Source organism: Lysinibacillus sp. FSL K6-0057 (genome assembly GCF_038630885.1).
GTDB classification, from domain to species: domain Bacteria; phylum Bacillota; class Bacilli; order Bacillales_A; family Planococcaceae; genus Lysinibacillus; species Lysinibacillus fusiformis_F.
Map to the genome: position 1 here is coordinate 2,321,193 of NZ_CP152047.1, position 20,108 is coordinate 2,341,300.

Sequence of the window (20,108 nt, forward strand, 5' to 3'; positions counted from 1 at the left end):
GCAAAGAAAGCTTGCTTTGAATGTTCGTCATTCATCGCAAGCTTTTTAAATGTTAAGAAATTTTTACTTCTATTTTTTTGAAATGACTACTAGAATCTACGTGATGTGCATACAATGAATTAAAGGTGCTTGGAACTTTCTTGAAAAAGCGAATGTCCCACTATGACTTCTTGTGTTTCAGCGTCGATGACAAGAAACTTACGATAGGATTCATCGGAATTGTGCTGAAAGGATGCTAAAAAATAAACTTGTCGATTGGGATGAATAAAAGTATGTTGAGAGAGGTCTATTGTTTCCTGTTTACCATTTGTTTGTAAATAAAAACGTTTTGTCGCATTTGCCACATCTTTAAAAGCCATCTTTTGACGAATATTCAATGAAGCATTGGCATATTCTTCATAAATCGCACGATTAAGCTGCTGATAAAATTTGTCCTCATCACGAAACGATTGAAATTGGTTGTTTGGGTATTGATATAGTGTATTTATTTCAGTTGGTGTGCAAAGTGTGGGTGTTGTATGGTCTACTGAATGTTGAGGTGGCATTAATATTTTGGAAACAACCATAAAAGTTAAGATGAATATGTGCATCATTCAACCTCCAAATGTTTTCTTATCAAAAACATCGCCTACTTTTTCATTCTCTATACATCCAGAGAAATGGCTAGGTGAATGCATGTATCATCCCCGATAAAACCAGCCAATAAAACATGGCTCGGCTTTATCATATCTATTCTTTCTTCTATTATATGCCTCGTTATGATTAGGAAGCTTGTGCTTGTTTTAAATATCTATTAAGTAAGACATCCAATTCTTGACTGTAATCTACTACAATCGGGTGGGTGAAACCAAGATCCTTTGCTTTTTTATACATAATTCTTCGTTTGATCTCAATTTCCGCCTTCAAGAATTGTTTAAGTAATAAGTTAACCAAGATATTTTCCTCCTAATTTTTTATCCATATTCTTGAAATAAATTTGTATGACCTCGATTCAACTTTTTCATTGTATATCACTTATATTAAAAAAAATGTCATATTGTGTTTCGTTTATCAAATTCGTAATTTAGTCATAGATAAGGTACTTCATCCTATTTAACTTGATTGAAAATATTTGATTATTATAGATAAAAATTACTGCTAAATTTCCCTTTTATTGAATTGAATATATGACTTAAAACCCTATTCATGTGCTGGATAGGGTTATTCACTTGTTTTATTTTAGAAAAGATTAAGGCAAAAAAAGAGAAGTCTTAAGTCTTTTATACTAAGAAAAAAGTTGTAATTAGAGATTGAATTTTCCGATAATTTTACCTGAAATTCGTATCTTGTCACATTTTAGCAAATTCCCTTTTATGTTGTTTAGAAATGTGGACATTTCATTATGTTTGGTGAAATGTTGAGAATTTTTGAAATTAATGGAATAATGGATGGAAGATGAGGTGATGAAGCGCATGATGAAAAAACGGGTTTCAATCATTGCTTTTTTAAGTTTGCTAACGGCATGTGAAGGGGAGGAGCCCTTACAGGAACCGACCATTGTGTATGACATGGATACGACATCAACATCCACTGAATTTAGCTATGTAGCGGATTTATCTTTTGAAAAAAGAGAGGCCTATCAAGCATTTTTAAACGATGGAGAAATTCGTCATTTGGAGACCTTTTCGCCAGAGGAAATGCTGCTAATTATGTTTGATTTAGTGGAGGAACCTCGTATGGATGCATTATATGCGATTACTTACAGCAATGATGCATTCCCCACAAAAGAATTGTTTAAGCAATATTATACGGATTCACTCGCAGGTGATTTGCTCGTTACCTATTTCATGTATAGATTTTATGATCGAATAGCTGTTAATGAATCGAGCACCCCCGATTTGCAGGTTGTTCAACTGGAAATTTCCGTTGGGAGTCAGCGCTACATCAAAACATATGCTCTACAGCAGCAAGAGGGGATTTGGAAGATTCATTTAGCTAAAGATTAAAGAGGAGAAACAGATGACCGAAATTTATTTTGTTAGACACGCACATGCCTATTATTCAGCGGATGAATATCATCGTCCACTATCTGCTCAGGGGGAAAGAGATGCAGAGCGTGTCACAAATCTATTGAAACATCAACGAATCGATGTGGTATATGCTAGTCCTTATCGAAGAGCCATTCAAACAGTGGAGGGGATTGCACAGGCTCGTCATTTACCCGTCCAAACGATAGATGCTTTAAAAGAACGACAGCTTTCTAGTGGTGTGCTGGAGGATTTTCATGCAGCAGTTCAGCGGGTATGGCATGAGCCAAGCTTTGCATGGGCGGGAGGGGAGTCCAATCTACAGGCGATGGCTCGCGCTATTCCAAGTTTGCGAAACATCCTTCTCACGCATCCACAGGAGTCTGTCGTGATCGGTACACATGGCAATATCATGGTGTTAATGATGCACTATTTTGATGTCCAGTACGATTACGCATTTTGGCAAAAGTTAAGTATGCCAGATATCTATCGATTATCCTTTCAAGGGCTATCCTTACAGGAAGTAACACGTGTGTCGCAAGAGGTCTGAACAAAAAAAGAGATACTACAGCAAGCATAGTATCTCTCTTGTGCTATTCAGTTAATTTCTCTCCCATTCGGAGCGTAAGAGGCCAAATACTACTACATCATGGAATGTACCGAAGCGGAAAATTTCTTGGCGTAAAATGCCTTCTTTTGTGAAGCCGCATTTCTCATAGGAGCGAATAGCTGCTGGGTTAAAGCTAAAAACCTGAAGCTTGATTTTCTGAACAGCTATATATTGGAATATAAAATCAATAAGCGTTTTCATTGCATCTGTGCCATAGCCCTTGCCGTGCCACTCTTTTCCGATTGAAATGCCCACAGAGCACGTGCTGTTTTGCCAATTCACTGAATAAACGGCACAGGAGCCAATCAGCTGATGGGACGCTTTTTCATAAATGCCGAAAAAGAATTCCTCCTTTTTCCCACTGATACTGTTAAAGAAAGTGGTGTGATCCTCTACAGTTTGTGGAAAGGGAATCTCATCATTAGCAAGTAGCAAAGAGGTGATTTCGCTTTCGATGGCTATAAAAGCCTCTAGGTCAGCAGAAGTCATTTGCTGTAAAATGATTGATTGACCCGTTAAAAATGTTTTCAAATAGTGTTCCATTATTGTATTCTCCCTTGTATAAGGGCTGCAAGTAGCGTTACAACCCATCGATTGTTTGTAATACTTTCACGTCTACTGCATCTTTCACACTCATAAACCCACCCCTTTTTTGTGCATACTTCCATAGTAGCATGAGGAACTAAGAGAATGGAAGAAATTATGTTAAAATATGACATAGTTAAAGAGAGAGAGGGATTAAGATGCGTACAGCTTATTTTGCGAATTTATTACACTACTTACCACAAGAGGAGCAGCAACAATTACAACAGGCTGTTGGTGCTTCAGATGCACAAATTCAGGCTTTGTTAGAAGTATTTCCGAATTGCCCACAAGCGTTGATTGAACTATTACAGGATGTCAATGGTACCTATTATTGTCAGCATGGGCAAGAAACCATCAGTGTTCTAGTACTAGGCTCTGATTTAGGGGATTACCCGTATTATTTAAAATCGGTGGAGCAAATCGTAAAAGATTACCATGACAAGCGTGAAACGATTCATGAGCGCTATCAGGAATTTTTAGCGTATGTTGAAGTAGATGAAAAGATTAATATGCATGTCCCATTAAATGAACGTTTATGCTTTGCGGATTGTATGAATAATGGGGGAACATCGAGCCTATATATTGATTTTACGCCAAATGAAGCAGGGCAAGTTGGTCAGGTGGTTCGTTATGTGCATGATCCTGATAGCTTTGAGGTGATCGTGGCTTCCTTTGAGGATTATTTACAGCAACTTATAGAGGGAGACTATGAATTCACCGCTATTTACGAGGAGGAATTCGAATGACCATGCTGCTCATTTTCTATGAGGACAAGGCACAGAATTTAGTGGAACAATATACGCTAACAGAAGAGCAGCTCCGCTATACAAAGTCTCCAAAAGAGAGCATTGAACTTGCTAAGCAGGATAATAGTCGACATGCTATTTTAGCAATGGACGGTAACAAGCTAGTTACCTTCTTTGTCTTACATGAAAAAGAAGGGGTGACGCCTTACTCCTCCAATGAACAGGCGCTATTAATCCGTTCCTTTTCCACCGATTTTTATGAGCAGGGAAAAGGCTACGCCAAAACGGCACTCCACTTATTACCTGACTTTGTTCGCAAGCATTTCCCGCACATCAATGAGCTGGTGCTAGGGGTGAATGTGCCAAATGTAGCGGCACAGGAACTTTATAAGCGGTGCGGCTTTGTCGATGAAGGCAGACAGGCACAGGGACTTCAAGAGGAGCTAAAGGTGATGAGCTATTATTTGAAGGAGGTTAAAAATTGAACCATATAATCGAAGCAAAAAGAGAGCATTTACAAGCACTTTGTACAATCGATCAAGAAGTGATTGGTGATTCATCCAGAGAGGGAGAAATTCAACAAGCTATCGAAGAGAAACGCTGTTTGCTCTACCAATCCGCCGATACCATTGCGGGGTTTCTGCTATTTAGCAATGACTTTTTTGGCTATAGCTTTATTTCCTTAGTCATTGTCAAGCCGTCCGAACGCAGAAAAGGCGTTGCGTCTGCCTTAATGATGGCTTATATGAACATGGCTAAAACATCAAAAGTTTTCTCCTCTACAAATCAGTCCAATAAGCGGATGCAACAGCTTTTTCACAACCTAGGCTTTGTCAAAAGTGGTTTTATTGACAATTTAGATGTGGGAGACCCAGAAATGATTTATATGAAACAAGCCTCACCACAAACATAGGGTGAGGCTTTCGTTTATTTTTTTACTTTGATAAATAAAAAGGACGGTCTGCGTAGCTCCTTTTCAATGGAAGGAAGCTGTTGAATGGCTTCTTGACTTGGAATCGGTTCTACGATTTTATCAATTGTTAACCCATGAGCAATCAATGTATTAACCATTGTTGCTAAGGTACGATGATATTTGACAACCCCATTCACCAACCATGTTTGCTCACGCAAGCCTTCATCCTGGTAATGATCCACGGCGTAGTGCAGACGGTGATGATGGTCATCATATATCCAATTATCTTCCGTTGTGTGACGAGCTGTAGCAATAGGATGCTCCACAGAGAAAATAAATACACCGTTAGGACGAAGCATGTGAGCGATTTCAGCAATTACCGCATCAAAATCTTTGACATAATGAAGCGATAGGGAGCTGGTTATACAATCAAAGCTATTCGAGGGTGCTTCGTAATCCTCTATTGCCTGTAGCTGATAGTCAATTCGAGGGTGAGCATGCGCCTGCTTGGCAATGGTCAGCATATTGCTCGAAACATCTAATGCGGTTACATGTTTGGCTTGATGGTCGATACAATACTTGGCGAAATCACCCATACCACAGCCAATATCAAGTACCCGTAAATTTGTCAAAGGTGGAAGTAAGGCCTTCATAGTGGGCTGCTCTAAAAGACGATTATAATTATATGCTTTTTGTCTCAATGTCTTGTATTGATGAAAAAATATCGGATTATCATAAATATTTTGTTTCATTAAAAGCCTCCAGTTGATGAAACATAACGTTATGTCAATTGTGCGCATCACTATTGTCCCATGTAGAGATAAAAAGAAATAGACTTTTATTACAATTTTTTGTAGGATGTAGATAGAGGCATATCATTTTTAGATGAAGTTTATTTCCATTTAATGGGATACTGTCTTTGCAAATCCTTCTACATAATGATTTTCCTACCACGACTCTTCTATTCATTTCACTCCTTTTCCTTATATGTCATAAAAATGTAACAATTCTTCAAAATAAAAATATTTAAAGGGAAAACATGGCACTTCTTGCAATCTGTAACGTTCTTAGTAGTTGGAAGCAAATTCCGAAAAAGAGACGTTGGAGGGATTCTATTGAATCAAGAAAGTTTATTATCCATTAGTAGCAATGCCTTATTTATTGCCTTTATTTTACTGCTCATTGCTATTGTGCCATTAGGGCTTGCGGTCAAATCGAAGAGGAAAATGTTCGGTAAGCTAGGATTACTGCTCACTTATCTAGCCTTTGCCCTACAGCTCGTATACTTTGTTGTGAGATGGGTAGCGGTTGACCATGCACCTGTCAGCAATATGTATGAATTTATGACGTTCTTTGGCATCATGCTTACAGGAAGTTACTTAATTATCCATTTCTTATATAAGCAAATCGTAGTTGGCTTATTTACTATTCCTGTGTCACTAATCATACTTGGCTATGGAAGCGTTTTCGCAAAGGAAGTATCGCCGCTTGTTCCATCTCTGCAAAGTCACTGGTTAACTATTCATGTCATGACAGTGGCCTTTTCTAGTGCCATTTTATCCGTGTCCTTTGCCACAGGTTTGATTTATTTATTAAGAACACTGGATGTTTCTCAAAAATCTATCAGTACATACGGGCTTGAATTTGTGTTGTATTGTTTGGTGGTTGTCATTGGCTTTATCGGCGTATCGACTTTTTTCAGCGTTGCCACAGAAGAGGTACAGGTACAATTCGATAATGCACAGGGACAGCAAGAACAAGCCACTTACGCCATGATGCCCCTGATTGTTAATAAAGGTGCCGTCACCGAAAAAGGTGATGCAGTAGGTGTAGTCGAAATCACAAACAAAATAGACGCCAAGAAATTAAACTCGATTGTCTGGGCATTTATCGTTGGTACTATTTTATATGGTGTCATTCGATTAATCACAAGAAAATCAGTGAGTGCCTTATTAAAGCCATGGACAAGCCGTGTACAGCCACAATTAATGGACGAAATATCCTACCGCGCTGTTGTCATCGGCTTCCCATTATTTGCATTAGGTGGCCTACTATTCGCCATGATTTGGGCCCAAATTGCCTGGAGTCGCTATTGGGGCTGGGACCCGAAAGAAGTCTGGGCATTAATTACCTTTTTATTCTACGCAGCCTTCCTCCATTTCCGCCTATCCAAAGGCTGGGAAGGCGAGAGAACAGCCTGGTTGGCCATCATCGGCTTCGGCATCATCGTGTTCAACCAAGTATTTGTCAACCTAGTCATCGCCGGCTTACATTCTTATGCCTAGCTGAAGGTGGGGTGCTCTGAAGTAAGGTGAGAAGTGATCTTAATTGAGGAGTAGTCGCTCTAAAAAGGGTGAGAAGTGATCCTAGTTGAGGAGTAGTCGCTCTAAAAAGGATGAGAAGTGATCCTGATGGAGGAGTAGTCGCTCTGAAGATGGTGAGGAGTGATCCTGATTGAGGAGTAGTTGCTCCTAGGTGGTTGAGAAGTGATCCTAATTGAGGAGTAACCGCTCCTAGATGAGTGAGAGGCGATCCTAATTGAGGAGTAACCGCTCTAAAAAGGGTGAGAGGTGATCCTACTTGAGGAGAAGCCGCTCCTAGAAGGTTGAGAAGTGATCCTGATGGAGGAGTAGTCGCTCTGAAGATGGTGAGGAGTGATCCTGATGGAGGAGTAACCACTCCTAAATGTGTGAGAGGTGATCCTAATTGAGAAGGAGTCGCTCTGAAGATGGTGAGGAGTGATCCTAATGGAGGAGTAACCGCTCCAAAAAGGGTGAGAAGTGATCCTACTAGAGGAGTAGTCTCTCGAAAAAGGATGAGGAGTGATCCTAATTGAGGAGAAGCCGCTCCTAAATGTGTGAGAGGTGATCCTAATTGAGAAGGAGTCGCTCTAAAGATGGTGAGAAGTGATCCTAATGGAGGAGTAACCGCTCCAAAAAGGGTGAGAAGTGATCCTACTAGAGGAGTAGTCTCTCGAAAAAGGTTGAGAGGTGATCCTACTTGAAGAGTAGTCGAGTGAAAAGTGATCCACCCAGCGAGAGAATCATACTGGGTGAACCTATTTTGCGGAAACAACTCACAAGTAAGGGCAACGTGATCCAACTTTCAAGATAACCGCTCCATCTAATAAGGTAACCGCTCCAAAATAAGGAGAAAGCGCTCCCCCCAGTAAGGAAGTCGCTCTAAAATAAGGGGAAAGCGCTCCCCCCAGTAAGGAAGCTGCTCCAAAATAAAGAGAAAGCGCTCTACCCAGTAAGGAAGCCGCTCCAAAGTGAGGAGAAAGCGCTCCAACCAATAAGGAACCCGCTCCAAAGTAAGGGAAAAGCGCTCCCCCCAGTAAGGAAGCCGCTCCAAAGTAAGGGAAAAGCGCTCTACCCAATAAGGTAACCGCTCCAACCAGTGAGAAAACCTCTTTGATCTGCCTTTTCTTCTTACTTAAAATAACCAACCGAAAAAAGCATTACGAAATGCATTTAGCACTTCGTAATGCTCTTTTTTAATGATTCTTTGCGAAATAGTCTAAGGTTGCTTGGCCTAAGACATTGGCGGCAATTCGTAATGAGCGCTCGTCGATATCGAATTTCGGGTGATGGTGAGGATAGACTTCCTCCCAATCAGGATTTTTTGCTCCTGTGAAGAAAAAGGCCCCTGGGATTTCCTCTAAGAAATAGGCAAAGTCCTCACCACCCATATTCGGATCAACAATTTCAACAGACTCTACATCTGCAATTTTCTCTGCGGACGCGATTATATGGTCAGTCTCTGCTTCGTGGTTCACAACAGGTGGATAGCCTCGCACATACTCATATTCATAGTCTGCCTTTGTTAAATAACATGTGGCCTTTAAGAGCTCTTCGATTTCATGTTCTAGCAAAAGACGCTCCTCCTCGTGGAAAGTGCGCACCGTACCCTTCATGTACACCTGATCAGCAATGACGTTGAAGGGGTTTAATGCCTCGATATGCCCAATCGACACTACTGCTGGACGTAATGGGTTGATACGACGTGCCACAAGCTGCTGTAAATTTGTTATAAACTGTGCTGCCAGGACAATGGAATCCTTGGTATCACTTGGGTTTGAACCGTGGCCGCCCTTGCCCTTTATCGTCATATAAATGCCATCTGCTGCAGCCATTAATGGCCCTTTAGCTGTTTGGACTTTACCAAGATCAGAGGGTGCCCATAAATGTGTACCAAAAATCACATCTACACCTTCTAAGCAGCCATCCTTAATCATCGAAATTGCTCCACCTGGCGCAAGCTCCTCAGCATGTTGATGGATAAAGACGATTGTTCCTTCTAGGTCATCCTTCATTTGGTTGAACGCCTTCGCTAAAATTAACAGGGAAGCTGTGTGTCCATCATGCCCGCAAGCATGCATACGCCCTTTAATTTTCGACTGGAAAGGTAAGCTGGTTTCTTCCGTAATGGCTAAGGCGTCAAAATCTGCGCGCAATGCTACTGTTTTGCCTGGTTTACCACCAACGAGCTTCGCCACAACACCATTGCCACCTACACCTTCCCGAACCTCATGACCTAATGCGCGATGAAAGGCTGCAATGGTTTTCGGCGTTTCTACTTCCTCAAAGGAAAGCTCAGGATTTTCATGGAAATGACGACGAAGCTGTATCGTCTCTTCTTCATATTGCTTTAATAAATCTGCTAACTGTTGTTGTAATGTTGTCATTTAATAACACTCCTTATTTTAAGTAAATATAATCTCCTGGGCCAAGCGGTAGACCGAGTAGGAACCAAATGGCGAAGAGGATAATCCAGCCGATTGCGAAAAACACTGAGAACGGTAATAAAGAAGAGATAAGCGTACCGATACCGATATTTTTATCATAGCGCTTTGCAAACGACAGTAAAATCGCGAAATACGGTAACATAGGTGTAATTGGATTTGTAATCGAATCACCTACACGATAGGCCATTTGTGTAACTGCTGGGGAATAGCCTAAGTATAGGAACATCGGTACGAAGATCGGTGCAAGTAAAGCCCATTTTGCAGAGGCGCTTGCGATTAATAAGTTGACAAAGGCACAAATTAAAACAAATCCGATCATCATTGGTAAACCTGTAAAATTTAATGCTTGTAAAAGCTCCGCACCTTTAATGGCTAAAATAGAACCAATATTGCTCCAGTTGAAAAAGGCAATCATTTGTGAAGCCGCAAACGCTAATACAATAAAGGGCGCCATATCAGCAATGGATTTAAAAATTTTCTCTGCAACTTCCTTATCGTTTTTAACTTCCTTCGCTGCAATACCATAGGCAAGACCAGGTAATAGGAAGAAGAATAACATGATGGGTACAATGCCTGACATGAAAGGTGAATTTAAAAAGCCACCTGTTGCAGGATCACGTAAAAGACCGTTCGATGGAATGACTGTAAAGGCAATCACTAGACTATAAACTGCCGTTACGATTCCAGCCCATTTTAACCCTCGCTTTTCTAATGCTGTCAATGGCTCTAGCTTTTCAATTTCACCATGAAACGTACCAAAGCGAGGCTCTGTAAACTTTTTTGCAACCCATGTACCAATAATGACTAATAAAAAAGTCGAAGCAATTAAGAAGTAATAGTTCATCGTTGCCCGACCAGTGTACGCAGGGTCTGCTATCTGTGCTGCTGATTCTGTAATCCCTAATAATAATACGTCTAGAGAGCTAATTAATATGTTGGCACTGAAGCCTCCAGCTACAGCTGCATATGTAATAATTAAGCCTGCTAATGGATTTCGACCAACGCTCATAAAAATCATGGCTGCAATGGGTGGTAAAATGATAAATGCCGCATCAGCAGCTAAGTTACCAACTAAACCTGTAAAAATGATAAAAGGTACAATTAATTTTGTAGGTGCTGACATCACAATTTTTTTCATGACAGCCGAAATGAGACCTGTTTGCTCAGCTAAACCGATACCTATCATGGTCACGATGACTAACCCTAAAGGAGCAAAGCCTGTAAATGTTGAAACCATCTGCGTTAAAATTAAGATGAGTCCTTCTTGGCTTAGCAGATTTTTTACTTGAATGACATCGTTTGTACCGGGTTGGACTGCTGAAATACCTAGCATAGAAAAGACCCATGATAAAACTAGTACTACACCTGCTAGAATGATAAATAACGTGATAGGGTCTGGTAACTTATTACCTGCACGCTCGATTTTATCTAACATGTTGTCAATCCAAGATTTTTTCTTAATTGTTTGTGAATTCCCTTGCATAAATTTCATCTCCTTTTATACTTTATTAGACTTAACCTTTAAAAATCCAATGTCTTTATTTTAAGACATTGGAAATCTATGTCCTTTATACAAAGAAACCATATTTTCTGACTATTTTCAATATTTATTTTTTATTAAGGAGCTATCTGTATGTATAAAATTAATGTTTTTACCGCAAAACGCTCACTTTCATGGGTTCAACAGCTTGAAAAAATTAAACCCTCTTTTTGTGAATTTCATTACTACGCTTATACTGATTTTGAACATTTAAATGAGCTTTTGGAAAAGTATCTGGAAGGGGGAGATGGGGCGCTTTTTAGCGGGCAAATTCCCTATTTCTATGCGCAAAAGCATTTTCAAGAAGCAACGGTACCCATGCATTATTTTGATATTTCAGAGCGGGATTTTTATCGTACCGTTACAGAGCTTTTTTATGAGAAAAAGATTGCTATGAATCGCATTGCCATCGACTTTTGCTATGAAGAAAACGGCTATTTGGGTATTCATGAATGGTCGATTGGAAAAAAACCTTATCTTTTTAGCCAAACGATGAGCGAGTATGCAAGTAGTGATATTATCGACAAAGCTGCTGAATGGCACATACAATTGCATAACGAAAACAAGGTTGATTTGAGCTTTACCCGCATTGCAGAAATACGTGAGCGCTTAGCTGATCAAAATATACCGTTTATCGCTTTTTACCCGTCTCAATATGCCATGCAATTAACATTAGATCATTTTCTCAATCAACTGCAAATTCAACAGCTTAACCAAAATAAAGTAGTGGTAGTGCATATTTTAATTCCGATAGATAAATCGAATATAGAAGACCTAGAATATCGGCAAATTGCCTTATATAAAACTATATTAGACTTCAAACAACTGTATGCTAGCTCATTTATCGTACATCGTGAGGCATCGTTTATTGCAATTATCACGACCTATAAGCAATTTTTAAGTACAACGAATCGTTATTCACATTGTCACCTAGTTGATTTTTTAAATGAGAAGCTATCGTTTCCTGTCAGAATAGGCTGGGGAATAGGTGACTCTCTAATTGAAAGTCAGGAGTTTGCGAAAAAAGCCGCAACCCTCTGTTCTTCAAAGGAAACACAGGGATACATTATTGAAAATACACGAGAAATCGGGCCTTTATTATATGGAACGATGCTGCAGTTTGACGATGAAAAACAACAGCACTTAAAAAATTTAAGTACGACATATGATATTCCCTTATTACAATTACAAAAAATTGAAGCGATGCTGGAAAAACTAACGACAACCATCGTCAGTGGGGAACTGCTCAGCACACATCTCGGCATTACTGTACGCTCTGCAAATCGCATTTTAAAGCAGCTCCATGAAAAAAATTTAGCACACGAATTACCAAGCAACACGTCTACCACGCGTGGACGCCCTAAAAAGTACTATCAAATTCATTTATATTAGTTAAAATGTGATGGATAATACGGGGGACTACCTACGCAACAGGAAAAAGAGACATCCGTAAATGGATGTCTCTTTTTCTATGCACGTCTATGTTAAGTGAAGATTATAGTTTCACTACATTCGTTGCTTGAGGTCCGCGGCTGCCTTCTTCTACGCCGAATTCAACTTTTTGGCCCTCTTCTAAAGTTTTGAAGCCATCAGATTGGATAGCTGAGAAATGTACGAATACATCATTGCCACCTTCAACTGCGATGAAGCCAAAACCTTTTTCTGCGTTAAACCATTTAACTGTACCTTGTGTCATGTAAACACCCTCCCAAAAAAATTCAACAATCAATTGCTTCTATCACATATAAAAAACGTATTCAAAAGCTCGTATTACTTTTGAATACGCGTTTTTAATCATAGCAATGAAGTAATGTAATTATTACCCTTATTATAGTACAGAATTGTTTGTATATCCAGTAAATTCCGTTTTTAGTAAGGAAAAATTTACATTTGTAATCTAATAGTAAAGAAACGCTAGCTCCTCATTAATTGATCCATGCTTTTTCCTTGGCGACGATGACAGCCTCTGCCCGTGATTCTACATTGAGCTTGACGAATAGCTTGGATAAATAATTTTCCACCGTACGCTGTGTGACACCGATAGCAGAGGCGATGGCTTTATTTGTACAGCCTTGGGCAACAAGCTGTAGTATTTCCTGTTCCTTGTCGCTCAGTAAAACCTCCTGCTGAACATTCGGCAGGTTGGTGCGTTGCTGGACAAAGTCTAAGAAATCAGCTGCTAGTAAAATCTCACCTCTTAGGGCTGCTTGAATGGTTTGTATGACTTGCTCCTTTGTCGCCAGCTTTGATAAGAGGCCGTCAATTTTTTTCTCAATCAGCAGCTCATAATAATCGGAAAGTTCGTAGCCTGTATAAAGAATGATCAATGCCTCTGGTTGTTTTTTCTTGATCATCTCTGATAGTTGAATGCCGTTGATTGGCTTCATATTGATATCAATTAAAAATAATTGAAAGGTATCTGTATCCATTCTTGATAATACGGCTGCGCTATCCTGCTCGGTTTCGATATGAACATTGGCTAAATCCTGCAACAATGTTTTCGTACCATCTAAAACGACAGGATGGTCATCTATAATAAGTATGTTCATCATATGAATCCCCGTCCTCTTGTATTTGTATAAAAATATGCATGCCTTCATTACGACTCGATTGGATGGTGATGTCACCATTAAAAGCACGGACACGTTCACGAATGCCATTAATGCCCATTGATGCAGAGGACTGAATTAAGTCGTCAATGTCGCAGCCAATACCGTTATCATCATATTGAAGGATAAAGCCTTGAGGGATTGCTTGTAATTGTAGCGAAACCTCTGTTGCTTCGGCATGCTTGATTGCATTATTTAACAGCTCTTGAACGAGACGATAGACCACGAGATGAAGGGTGACATCCTGGAAGTGCACACGATCAATTTGTGCGTTTAGTAAAAAGTCAGCCCGTATTTTGACCTTTTGAATGAGTTTTTTTAACGCCATTTGTAAGCCAAAGGTATCCAATAGTGGGGGACTTAGGTTCTCGCAATATTCTCGTAAGTCCTTTGTTGCGTTTAATAGCTGTTCACGAATAGCTAGCACGGTTTCCTTTTTAATAGTAGGAGAGCCGGCAAGGACATCAAGCTCTCTGGCTAAATGAAGCTGCTCCTGCAAAATGGTGTCATGTAATTCCTGTGCTAAAATACTCTTTTCTTTCTCAATAATATTCCATAGCAATTTATCGAGCCAAGGAAGCGGTGTATCACTGGTGTTTTTCATATGCTGAATTTCCTGAACTAAATCCTCAATTTGCTGTAAATTATTGATAAACATCGACACATACAGCGCAAGCAATTCTAACCAAAGGAGCTCTTCCTTTTGCAGGGCATGTCGTATTTCTAGCATGATCTTTTCCTCTCCAGCATCATGTAATAGTAATTGTGTATAGTGGCTTAGATGCTGTGGAGAATCTTCTGTTATCGTACAGATATGAAACGCTGTTGTACCAAGCTTCTCGGTAATTTCATATTTAAAACGATCCAATAATTCTTGCTGGTTTTTTGCTTTGCCCATGCGCTGAACAGCCGCATATAAATTATGTACATAATTTCCAGTAGAAGAGAAGATAATTTTTCGATACTTAAAATCAATGCGCTCTTTTATATAGAAGCTCGCAATGATAACCATGAAGACAAGTAAAAAAATACTTGTGACATGGACGATGGATAGCTGCCCCAAGAATAACAGGGCAATTCCCGCTGTCAACAGAAGCGCACTGAAAAAGGCTAGTGTTGAATAATAGCGTAATCGTGATAATTGGTATTCAATATCGAATAATCGTTCGTTCACCTGAATGAACAGAAAAGAGAACGGAATAAATAATAAAAACAATGCGGCGATTTCAGCGTGTAATATCGGCTTATGTCCTAAAATTTCAGGTGTAACGAAAAATAATAAAAAGGGCAAAAACGGCACGATAAAGGCAAGCGCAATTAAACGAATTTTTGCCAATTTTGTGCGTAAATAACTCGTTAATAAAATATAAATAGCATACAGCACAAGGATAGCAAATAAACTTAAGTTCAAGATAGGCGTGACCTCACGTATTGCGGGCATGACGCTCTCCATTAGATAACAGCCAGGGATGATAAGTGTTAATAAGTATAGCCATTTACTGTGAGGGTATGTCCATTTGATTCGTAGGTACTTGAAAAAGTGTTGTAAAAAGTGAATAAAGAGAACCATGCATAAAATAATACAAATGCCAATGACAAACATCCCAATCATATTTCCTCTTGCTGATGCGCCCGTACTGATATAGGCCATGGAACAGGTTAATAAAAACAGGATCAATAAAAACGTTGCAAGATTGTTTTGATTACGTCGCCAAACATAAAGGGCGACGCTGAAAGCTAGGAGAAAATAAAAGATTGGGAACAAAATTTGCAAATATAATTCTTCTGGCATATCTCGATGCTGGACTGCAATGGTTTGAATGCTCTTATCGGCCTTTTGGATCGTTAATGAATTGGCACTTCTAACGACCATTTGTCGCTGAACGTAGCGATTCTCCATGGTTGGCTGCCCATCGATCGCCACAATGACATCCCCTTTTTCAATATTTTTTTGCTGTGCCCATTCAGGGTAATAGCTATCCATAAAAGCAGGCTGCCCATTTGTCGTCTCAAGAGTGAGACTAATAAAGGGTGTTTTGATGGCAATACCTAATACATAAATACCAAGTATTAAATATGTAAGAAAAATACAATATGTCCATTTTTTCATTGTGAAACCTCGATTTTGCTTATGATTAGAATCTCCTATATATTATCGCTAATTATTGATAAATTTGGAATACCGAAATAACGTGTTTCGGAAAACCACTATTGTTTTTTCGGAATAACGAAATAGTGTTTTCGGACATGGCTATGATACGGTAAATTTAATCATTAGTGACGAATAGGGGGACTATTGCGTGAAAAAAGGTATTCTAACACTTATTCTTTTTTTCCTCATCGCTATGATCACCATTCCATTGACCACGATGGCTAAAACGGTGAATCAAGATAAAGTCGAAGTAGAAATCGGTCTTATTGGCAGTGATCATCATTTTGTCTATAAGATTCCGAAGCATTTACATAAGGATGTGCCCTATACAGAAATGAAAAACGGCATTCAAGCCTCCTTAGCTAATCATTGGAAAATTGGAGAGACCCGTTACGAGGCCAATAAATCCGATGTTGCCTATACCTTTTATATTCAGGATTTATATCAAGAAAAGCAAGATGGTCAGCTCAAAGTAGCGATTCCCTATCGTAATCTCGTAGGGATGTTTGGTGAGCAAGATCCTATTCAATTGCGCATTTTAGCGAGTAAATTATCCAATTGGACTGTCAATACAAAGGATTGGACAGCACTTGGCTTTATGGAGCCTTTTACTTTTTTAAGCGAGCGTGAATATGTTTATGAGGGAGCGGTCCATGACTTATTGAACCAAAGGGTGGGTCATTTTGATGGCACGATTCAAAAAAGTCAGTTGCTTCTATATAGTGTCATCTATTTTTGCTTTATGGGTGTCCAACTGCTTGCTTGTCTCATTTTGTCTAGACGCTTAAAAAGGAAAATCATTGAAAACCCAGACAATCTGCATCAGTTCCGTAAACTCAATTACCTGTATCAATTGGTGCCGATCTTGATCATTGTCGCGCAAATCGTGTTCCTTGTATTATCGGGCCTGATTACAGCATTTGGGTTATATTTTAGTCCGGGCATTGATTTATTAGTTATCGTTGGCCCTGTTTTACTGAATATCATCTTGCTTCCCACTTTTTTCGTCACAACAGAAAGTGAAATTTCAAGGGAGCTCAACAATAATTCGTTGTGAAATGGTATAATGGTCAACAGCAAACTTGAAGGAGCTGTTGAAGAAAAATGACGCATCCAGAATTAGCGTACTTAAATTTACTACAACATATATTAGAAAATGGCACGAAGAAAGAGGATCGAACGGGGACAGGTACATACAGTGTCTTTGGTTATCAGATGCGTTTTGATTTAAGCAAAGGTTTTCCTCTTCTAACGACAAAACGTGTGCCTTTTAAGCTTGTAGCAAGTGAATTATTATGGTTCATTAAAGGGGATACCAATATCCGTTACCTATTGCAGCATAATAACCACATCTGGGATGAATGGGCATTCAAAAAATGGGTGGAATCGGACGACTATACAGGGCCAGATATGACAGATTTTGGCCGTCGCTGTTTAGTAGACGAGTCATTTAATGCATTATATCAAAAAGAGCTTGCTTCATTTTGTGAACGTGTCTTAACAGACGATGCCTTTGCACAGCAATATGGAGATCTTGGAAATGTCTATGGCAAACAATGGCGCCATTGGACAACTTCTGATGGCGAAAGCCTTGATCAGCTACAGGATGTCATTGATCAAATTAAGCATCATCCTGACTCACGACGTATTATTGTCAATGCATGGAATCCTGAGGATGTTATCAATGCGGGGGCAAAGGGCAGTAAAGCCGCATTACCGCCATGTCATGTCATGTTCCAGTTTTATGTAGCAAATGGTCAATTAAGCTGTCAGTTAATGCAACGAAGCTTAGATACATTATTAGGCTGTCCATTCAATATTGCGTCTTACGCCTTATTAACACATTTGATCGCACATGAATGCGGACTAGAGGTTGGCGAATTTATTCATAGCATTGGGGATGCGCATATTTATGCGAACCATGTGGAGCAAGTGAAAGAACAGCTATCACGTGAGCCAAGGAACCTACCAACATTGCACATCAATCCAAATAAAACATCGATCTTCGATATAGAGCTTGAGGATTTATCCATTGAAGGATATGATCCACATCCTGCGATTAAAGCACCGATTGCCGTATAATACTAACAGCAGCCTTTATGGTTGCTGTTTTTTCAAACAAATAATTAGGTCTAACGATTTGTTTTACGAAATAGGTAGGTAGTTGGATGACTGGATGAAGAGAAATTGATTATAGTTATTATGGTATAATTAGCATTATTTGGTATAATGGTGTTAGTCCATTATATTGTAGGGGTGATAGTTGTGAAAAATGCAATGGTACTTCTAGTAGATGAATATGATCGACAGCCAGGTGATCCAGAACAAAGCATGGGTTCTGTGCAGCATGCATTTTCCTGTAACTCGATCGAATTGTCACAGCAGCAAATTCAGGAAATGATGCAAATCATCGAAGAGATTCGTTTGAAAGGTTATAAAGAAATACTATAAATGTAAGCGCCTCCTAAGCTATAATGGCTGTGGAGGTGTTTTTTTATGAACGTTATTTTTATCGATTCTTTTTCTGGGGAAGAGCTGTTACATATGGTGTCACAAGATGTAGCAGGCATTTTGGCAGCAGCACAGGGAGAAAGTGTGACATTTCCTGGAGGTCACTTTAAATATGAATTTCACAATTTAGATTTTTATGAGGACAATGGCCAAATACGTCAGGAATTAGTGATTTATGTGAAAAAAATATAAGCCATACATTAGCAACAGAAAAACGGGCAACAATACATACAGGTCACAGTGCTTGACTTTTTTCTGTACCTGTAACTATAATAGTTACAACAGGTGGTGATACATATGGTGAACAGTCGATTTTCGGTAGCGATCCATATTCTTTCGCTCATTGCCACAATATCTGATAAAAGTCTGCTAACGTCTGACTTTATTGCTGGAAGTGTCAATACCAATCCAGTCGTTGTAAGACGAATGATTGGTGTGCTAAAAAAAGCAGGCTTACTTTCTTCTCATTCTGGCATGGCTGGCTATGAGCTGTTAGTGGAGCCAAAGGATTTAACACTGCTGGCTATTTATCAGGCAATTGATGGACCAGAGCAGCTTTTTGCGATTCATGATGAGCCGAATCCAGCGTGTGCAGTAGGTCAAAAAATCCAGCATACATTGGAGGGTGTCTATACATCTGTGTGGCAGGCAATGGAAGAGCAATTACAAGCACAGACGCTACAGGATGTGCTAGATCAGCTTCGTACTTAGACGGAGATGGTCTTCTTGTATCTAACCTGTAACTAAAATGGTTACAACTAAACCTTAGGAGGAATAAATCATGAAAATTGCCGTAATTGGTGCAACAGGGAAAGCAGGACAAAAAATAGTAGAGGAAGCACTACAACGTGGGCATGACGTTACAGCCATCGTTCGTTCAGCAGCAAAAGTGACAGCCGCGATTCCAGTAATTGAAAAAGATGTGTTTGATGTGACACAAGAAGATGTAAAAGGCTTCGATGTGGTTGTCAATGCATTTGGTGCACCAGCTGGACAAGAAGAGTTACATGTAAAAGCGGGTCGTCATTTGATCTCGATTTTCCAAGGTATTGCTACAAAATTAGTGGTTGTAGGGGGAGCGGGCAGTCTATTTGTGGACCCAGAGAAAAAAGTGCGTGTGATGGATACACCAGATTTCCCAGCAATATACTTAGCGACAGCGCAAAATCAAGGACATAACCTACAGGATTTACAACAATCATCCATTACTTGGACATTTATCAGTCCATCTGCATTTTTCGATCCAGAAGGACCACGTACAGGTCACTATACAGCAGGTGTCGACCATTTATTAGTAAATGATGCAGGGGAAAGCTATGTCAGCTATGCCGATTATGCAGTGGCTGTCGTAGATGAATTAGAAAACCCACAGCATGTCAATAGCCGTTTCACAGTAACGTCGAATAAATAATAAATACAACCGAGCGCTTCTATCCATTTCGCCTCGGCGTATGCGTCCAGATTTTTTCGAGCTTGCTCGAAAAGCTCCTCTGCAAAATCTGTGACATCCGCCGGAGGCTTTGAGGCAACACGAAGTTGGTCACACTGTCAATGCCACAGGACGTGGCGCTTTTGACGGTGTTCTTCTATTTCAGTGGAATTTTGAGCAAATATTATGAGCAAGTCCTAAGTACCTTACATTGGCTTTCATTGCACAAAACATTTGCTGAATCAAGATAAAAAGCGCTC

At 39.6% G+C, this 20,108-nt stretch carries 23 protein-coding genes; 13 read left to right on the forward strand and 10 right to left on the reverse strand.

Translation table 11 applies throughout. From position 1 onward, the window contains the following. Positions 1 to 119 precede the first annotated feature (119 nt). Both MHB40_RS11340 and MHB40_RS11345 read right to left on the reverse strand, forming a co-directional pair. Positions 120 to 593, reverse strand: coding sequence for a hypothetical protein (locus MHB40_RS11340; RefSeq protein WP_342534627.1), 474 nt, complete (start codon positions 591 to 593; stop codon positions 120 to 122). Positions 594 to 762: 169 nt separating this feature from the next. Beyond that, the gene (locus MHB40_RS11345) at positions 763 to 933 is read right to left on the reverse strand and encodes an aspartyl-phosphate phosphatase Spo0E family protein (protein ID WP_004230265.1); all 171 of its coding nucleotides are present in this window, start codon (positions 931 to 933) and stop codon (positions 763 to 765) included. Between the two features lie 518 nt (positions 934 to 1,451). On the opposite strand from MHB40_RS11345, the gene MHB40_RS11350 reads away from it, so the two are divergent. Both MHB40_RS11350 and MHB40_RS11355 read left to right on the forward strand, forming a co-directional pair. Further along, entirely contained in the window at positions 1,452 to 1,985 is a 534-nt protein-coding gene (locus MHB40_RS11350; RefSeq protein WP_342443540.1) for a hypothetical protein, read from the forward strand. Positions 1,986 to 1,998: 13 nt separating this feature from the next. Beyond that, positions 1,999 to 2,556, forward strand: a complete 558-nt coding sequence (locus MHB40_RS11355) for a histidine phosphatase family protein (protein WP_342443541.1) — start codon at positions 1,999 to 2,001, stop codon at positions 2,554 to 2,556. 51 nt (positions 2,557 to 2,607) lie between these two features. Here MHB40_RS11355 and MHB40_RS11360 read toward each other — a convergent pair whose 3' ends face one another. Beyond that, the gene (locus tag MHB40_RS11360) at positions 2,608 to 3,159 is read right to left on the reverse strand and encodes a GNAT family protein (RefSeq protein WP_342443542.1); all 552 of its coding nucleotides are present in this window, start codon (positions 3,157 to 3,159) and stop codon (positions 2,608 to 2,610) included. Positions 3,160 to 3,359: 200 nt separating this feature from the next. Here MHB40_RS11360 and MHB40_RS11365 point away from each other — a divergent pair, with 200 nt between their 5' ends. From MHB40_RS11365 to MHB40_RS11375, 3 genes are read left to right on the forward strand one after another with little or no spacing between them, the layout of a single operon-like run. Next, complete coding sequence (locus tag MHB40_RS11365) at positions 3,360 to 3,947, forward strand: SMI1/KNR4 family protein (protein ID WP_342443543.1); 588 nt, start codon at positions 3,360 to 3,362, stop codon at positions 3,945 to 3,947. Next, on the forward strand, positions 3,944 to 4,432 hold the full coding sequence (locus MHB40_RS11370) for a GNAT family protein (protein ID WP_342443544.1): 489 nt from the start codon (positions 3,944 to 3,946) through the stop codon (positions 4,430 to 4,432). The genes MHB40_RS11365 and MHB40_RS11370 overlap by 4 nt, the downstream gene beginning before the upstream one ends. Beyond that, positions 4,429 to 4,860 (forward strand): GNAT family N-acetyltransferase, encoded by a 432-nt coding sequence (locus MHB40_RS11375; RefSeq protein ID WP_342443545.1) that lies wholly within the window; start codon positions 4,429 to 4,431, stop codon positions 4,858 to 4,860. The genes MHB40_RS11370 and MHB40_RS11375 overlap by 4 nt, the downstream gene beginning before the upstream one ends. Before the next feature lie 14 nt (positions 4,861 to 4,874). Here MHB40_RS11375 and MHB40_RS11380 read toward each other — a convergent pair whose 3' ends face one another. Then, complete coding sequence (locus MHB40_RS11380; protein WP_342443546.1) at positions 4,875 to 5,612, reverse strand: class I SAM-dependent methyltransferase; 738 nt, start codon at positions 5,610 to 5,612, stop codon at positions 4,875 to 4,877. Positions 5,613 to 5,975: 363 nt separating this feature from the next. On the opposite strand from MHB40_RS11380, the gene ccsB reads away from it, so the two are divergent. Next, on the forward strand, positions 5,976 to 7,145 hold the full coding sequence (gene ccsB, locus MHB40_RS11385; protein WP_342534628.1) for a c-type cytochrome biogenesis protein CcsB: 1,170 nt from the start codon (positions 5,976 to 5,978) through the stop codon (positions 7,143 to 7,145). Positions 7,146 to 7,983: 838 nt separating this feature from the next. Here the strand turns inward: ccsB and MHB40_RS11390 are convergent. The 3 genes from MHB40_RS11390 to MHB40_RS11400 form a co-directional block, all read right to left on the reverse strand. Beyond that, positions 7,984 to 8,256, reverse strand: coding sequence for a hypothetical protein (locus tag MHB40_RS11390; protein WP_342443548.1), 273 nt, complete (start codon positions 8,254 to 8,256; stop codon positions 7,984 to 7,986). A gap of 100 nt (positions 8,257 to 8,356) precedes the next feature. Continuing rightward, the gene (locus MHB40_RS11395) at positions 8,357 to 9,547 is read right to left on the reverse strand and encodes an amidohydrolase (RefSeq protein WP_342534629.1); all 1,191 of its coding nucleotides are present in this window, start codon (positions 9,545 to 9,547) and stop codon (positions 8,357 to 8,359) included. 13 nt (positions 9,548 to 9,560) lie between these two features. Next, positions 9,561 to 11,090 (reverse strand): AbgT family transporter, encoded by a 1,530-nt coding sequence (locus MHB40_RS11400; RefSeq protein WP_342534630.1) that lies wholly within the window; start codon positions 11,088 to 11,090, stop codon positions 9,561 to 9,563. A 150-nt stretch (positions 11,091 to 11,240) separates the two neighbouring features. On the opposite strand from MHB40_RS11400, the gene MHB40_RS11405 reads away from it, so the two are divergent. Then, positions 11,241 to 12,539 (forward strand): hypothetical protein, encoded by a 1,299-nt coding sequence (locus MHB40_RS11405; protein ID WP_333006292.1) that lies wholly within the window; start codon positions 11,241 to 11,243, stop codon positions 12,537 to 12,539. 103 nt (positions 12,540 to 12,642) lie between these two features. Here the strand turns inward: MHB40_RS11405 and MHB40_RS11410 are convergent, their stop codons facing one another. The 3 genes from MHB40_RS11410 to MHB40_RS11420 form a co-directional block, all read right to left on the reverse strand. Then, positions 12,643 to 12,843, reverse strand: coding sequence for a cold-shock protein (locus tag MHB40_RS11410; protein ID WP_004230248.1), 201 nt, complete (start codon positions 12,841 to 12,843; stop codon positions 12,643 to 12,645). A 229-nt stretch (positions 12,844 to 13,072) separates the two neighbouring features. Further along, complete coding sequence (locus tag MHB40_RS11415) at positions 13,073 to 13,699, reverse strand: response regulator transcription factor (RefSeq protein WP_342534631.1); 627 nt, start codon at positions 13,697 to 13,699, stop codon at positions 13,073 to 13,075. After that, on the reverse strand, positions 13,674 to 15,866 hold the full coding sequence (locus MHB40_RS11420; RefSeq protein WP_342534632.1) for an ATP-binding protein: 2,193 nt from the start codon (positions 15,864 to 15,866) through the stop codon (positions 13,674 to 13,676). Before MHB40_RS11420 ends, MHB40_RS11415 begins: the two co-directional genes overlap by 26 nt. Before the next feature lie 190 nt (positions 15,867 to 16,056). On the opposite strand from MHB40_RS11420, the gene MHB40_RS11425 reads away from it, so the two are divergent. The 6 genes from MHB40_RS11425 (at position 16,057) to MHB40_RS11450 (ending at position 19,830) form a co-directional block, all read left to right on the forward strand. Next, a complete protein-coding gene (locus MHB40_RS11425) occupies positions 16,057 to 16,965 on the forward strand; it encodes a hypothetical protein (protein WP_205443294.1) in 909 nt (302 codons plus the stop codon). A 47-nt stretch (positions 16,966 to 17,012) separates the two neighbouring features. Next, entirely contained in the window at positions 17,013 to 17,990 is a 978-nt protein-coding gene (locus tag MHB40_RS11430) for a thymidylate synthase (protein WP_205443295.1), read from the forward strand. Between the two features lie 183 nt (positions 17,991 to 18,173). Then, complete coding sequence (locus MHB40_RS11435) at positions 18,174 to 18,359, forward strand: hypothetical protein (protein WP_342534633.1); 186 nt, start codon at positions 18,174 to 18,176, stop codon at positions 18,357 to 18,359. 45 nt (positions 18,360 to 18,404) lie between these two features. Further along, positions 18,405 to 18,611 carry a thymidylate synthase gene (locus MHB40_RS11440; RefSeq protein ID WP_205443298.1) on the forward strand — a complete coding sequence of 69 codons (207 nt, stop codon included), beginning with the start codon at positions 18,405 to 18,407 and terminating at the stop codon, positions 18,609 to 18,611. A gap of 105 nt (positions 18,612 to 18,716) precedes the next feature. After that, positions 18,717 to 19,130 carry an Rrf2 family transcriptional regulator gene (locus MHB40_RS11445; RefSeq protein ID WP_205443299.1) on the forward strand — a complete coding sequence of 138 codons (414 nt, stop codon included), beginning with the start codon at positions 18,717 to 18,719 and terminating at the stop codon, positions 19,128 to 19,130. Positions 19,131 to 19,200: 70 nt separating this feature from the next. Continuing rightward, positions 19,201 to 19,830 carry an NAD(P)-dependent oxidoreductase gene (locus MHB40_RS11450; RefSeq protein ID WP_342443556.1) on the forward strand — a complete coding sequence of 210 codons (630 nt, stop codon included), beginning with the start codon at positions 19,201 to 19,203 and terminating at the stop codon, positions 19,828 to 19,830. Positions 19,831 to 20,108 lie beyond the last annotated feature (278 nt).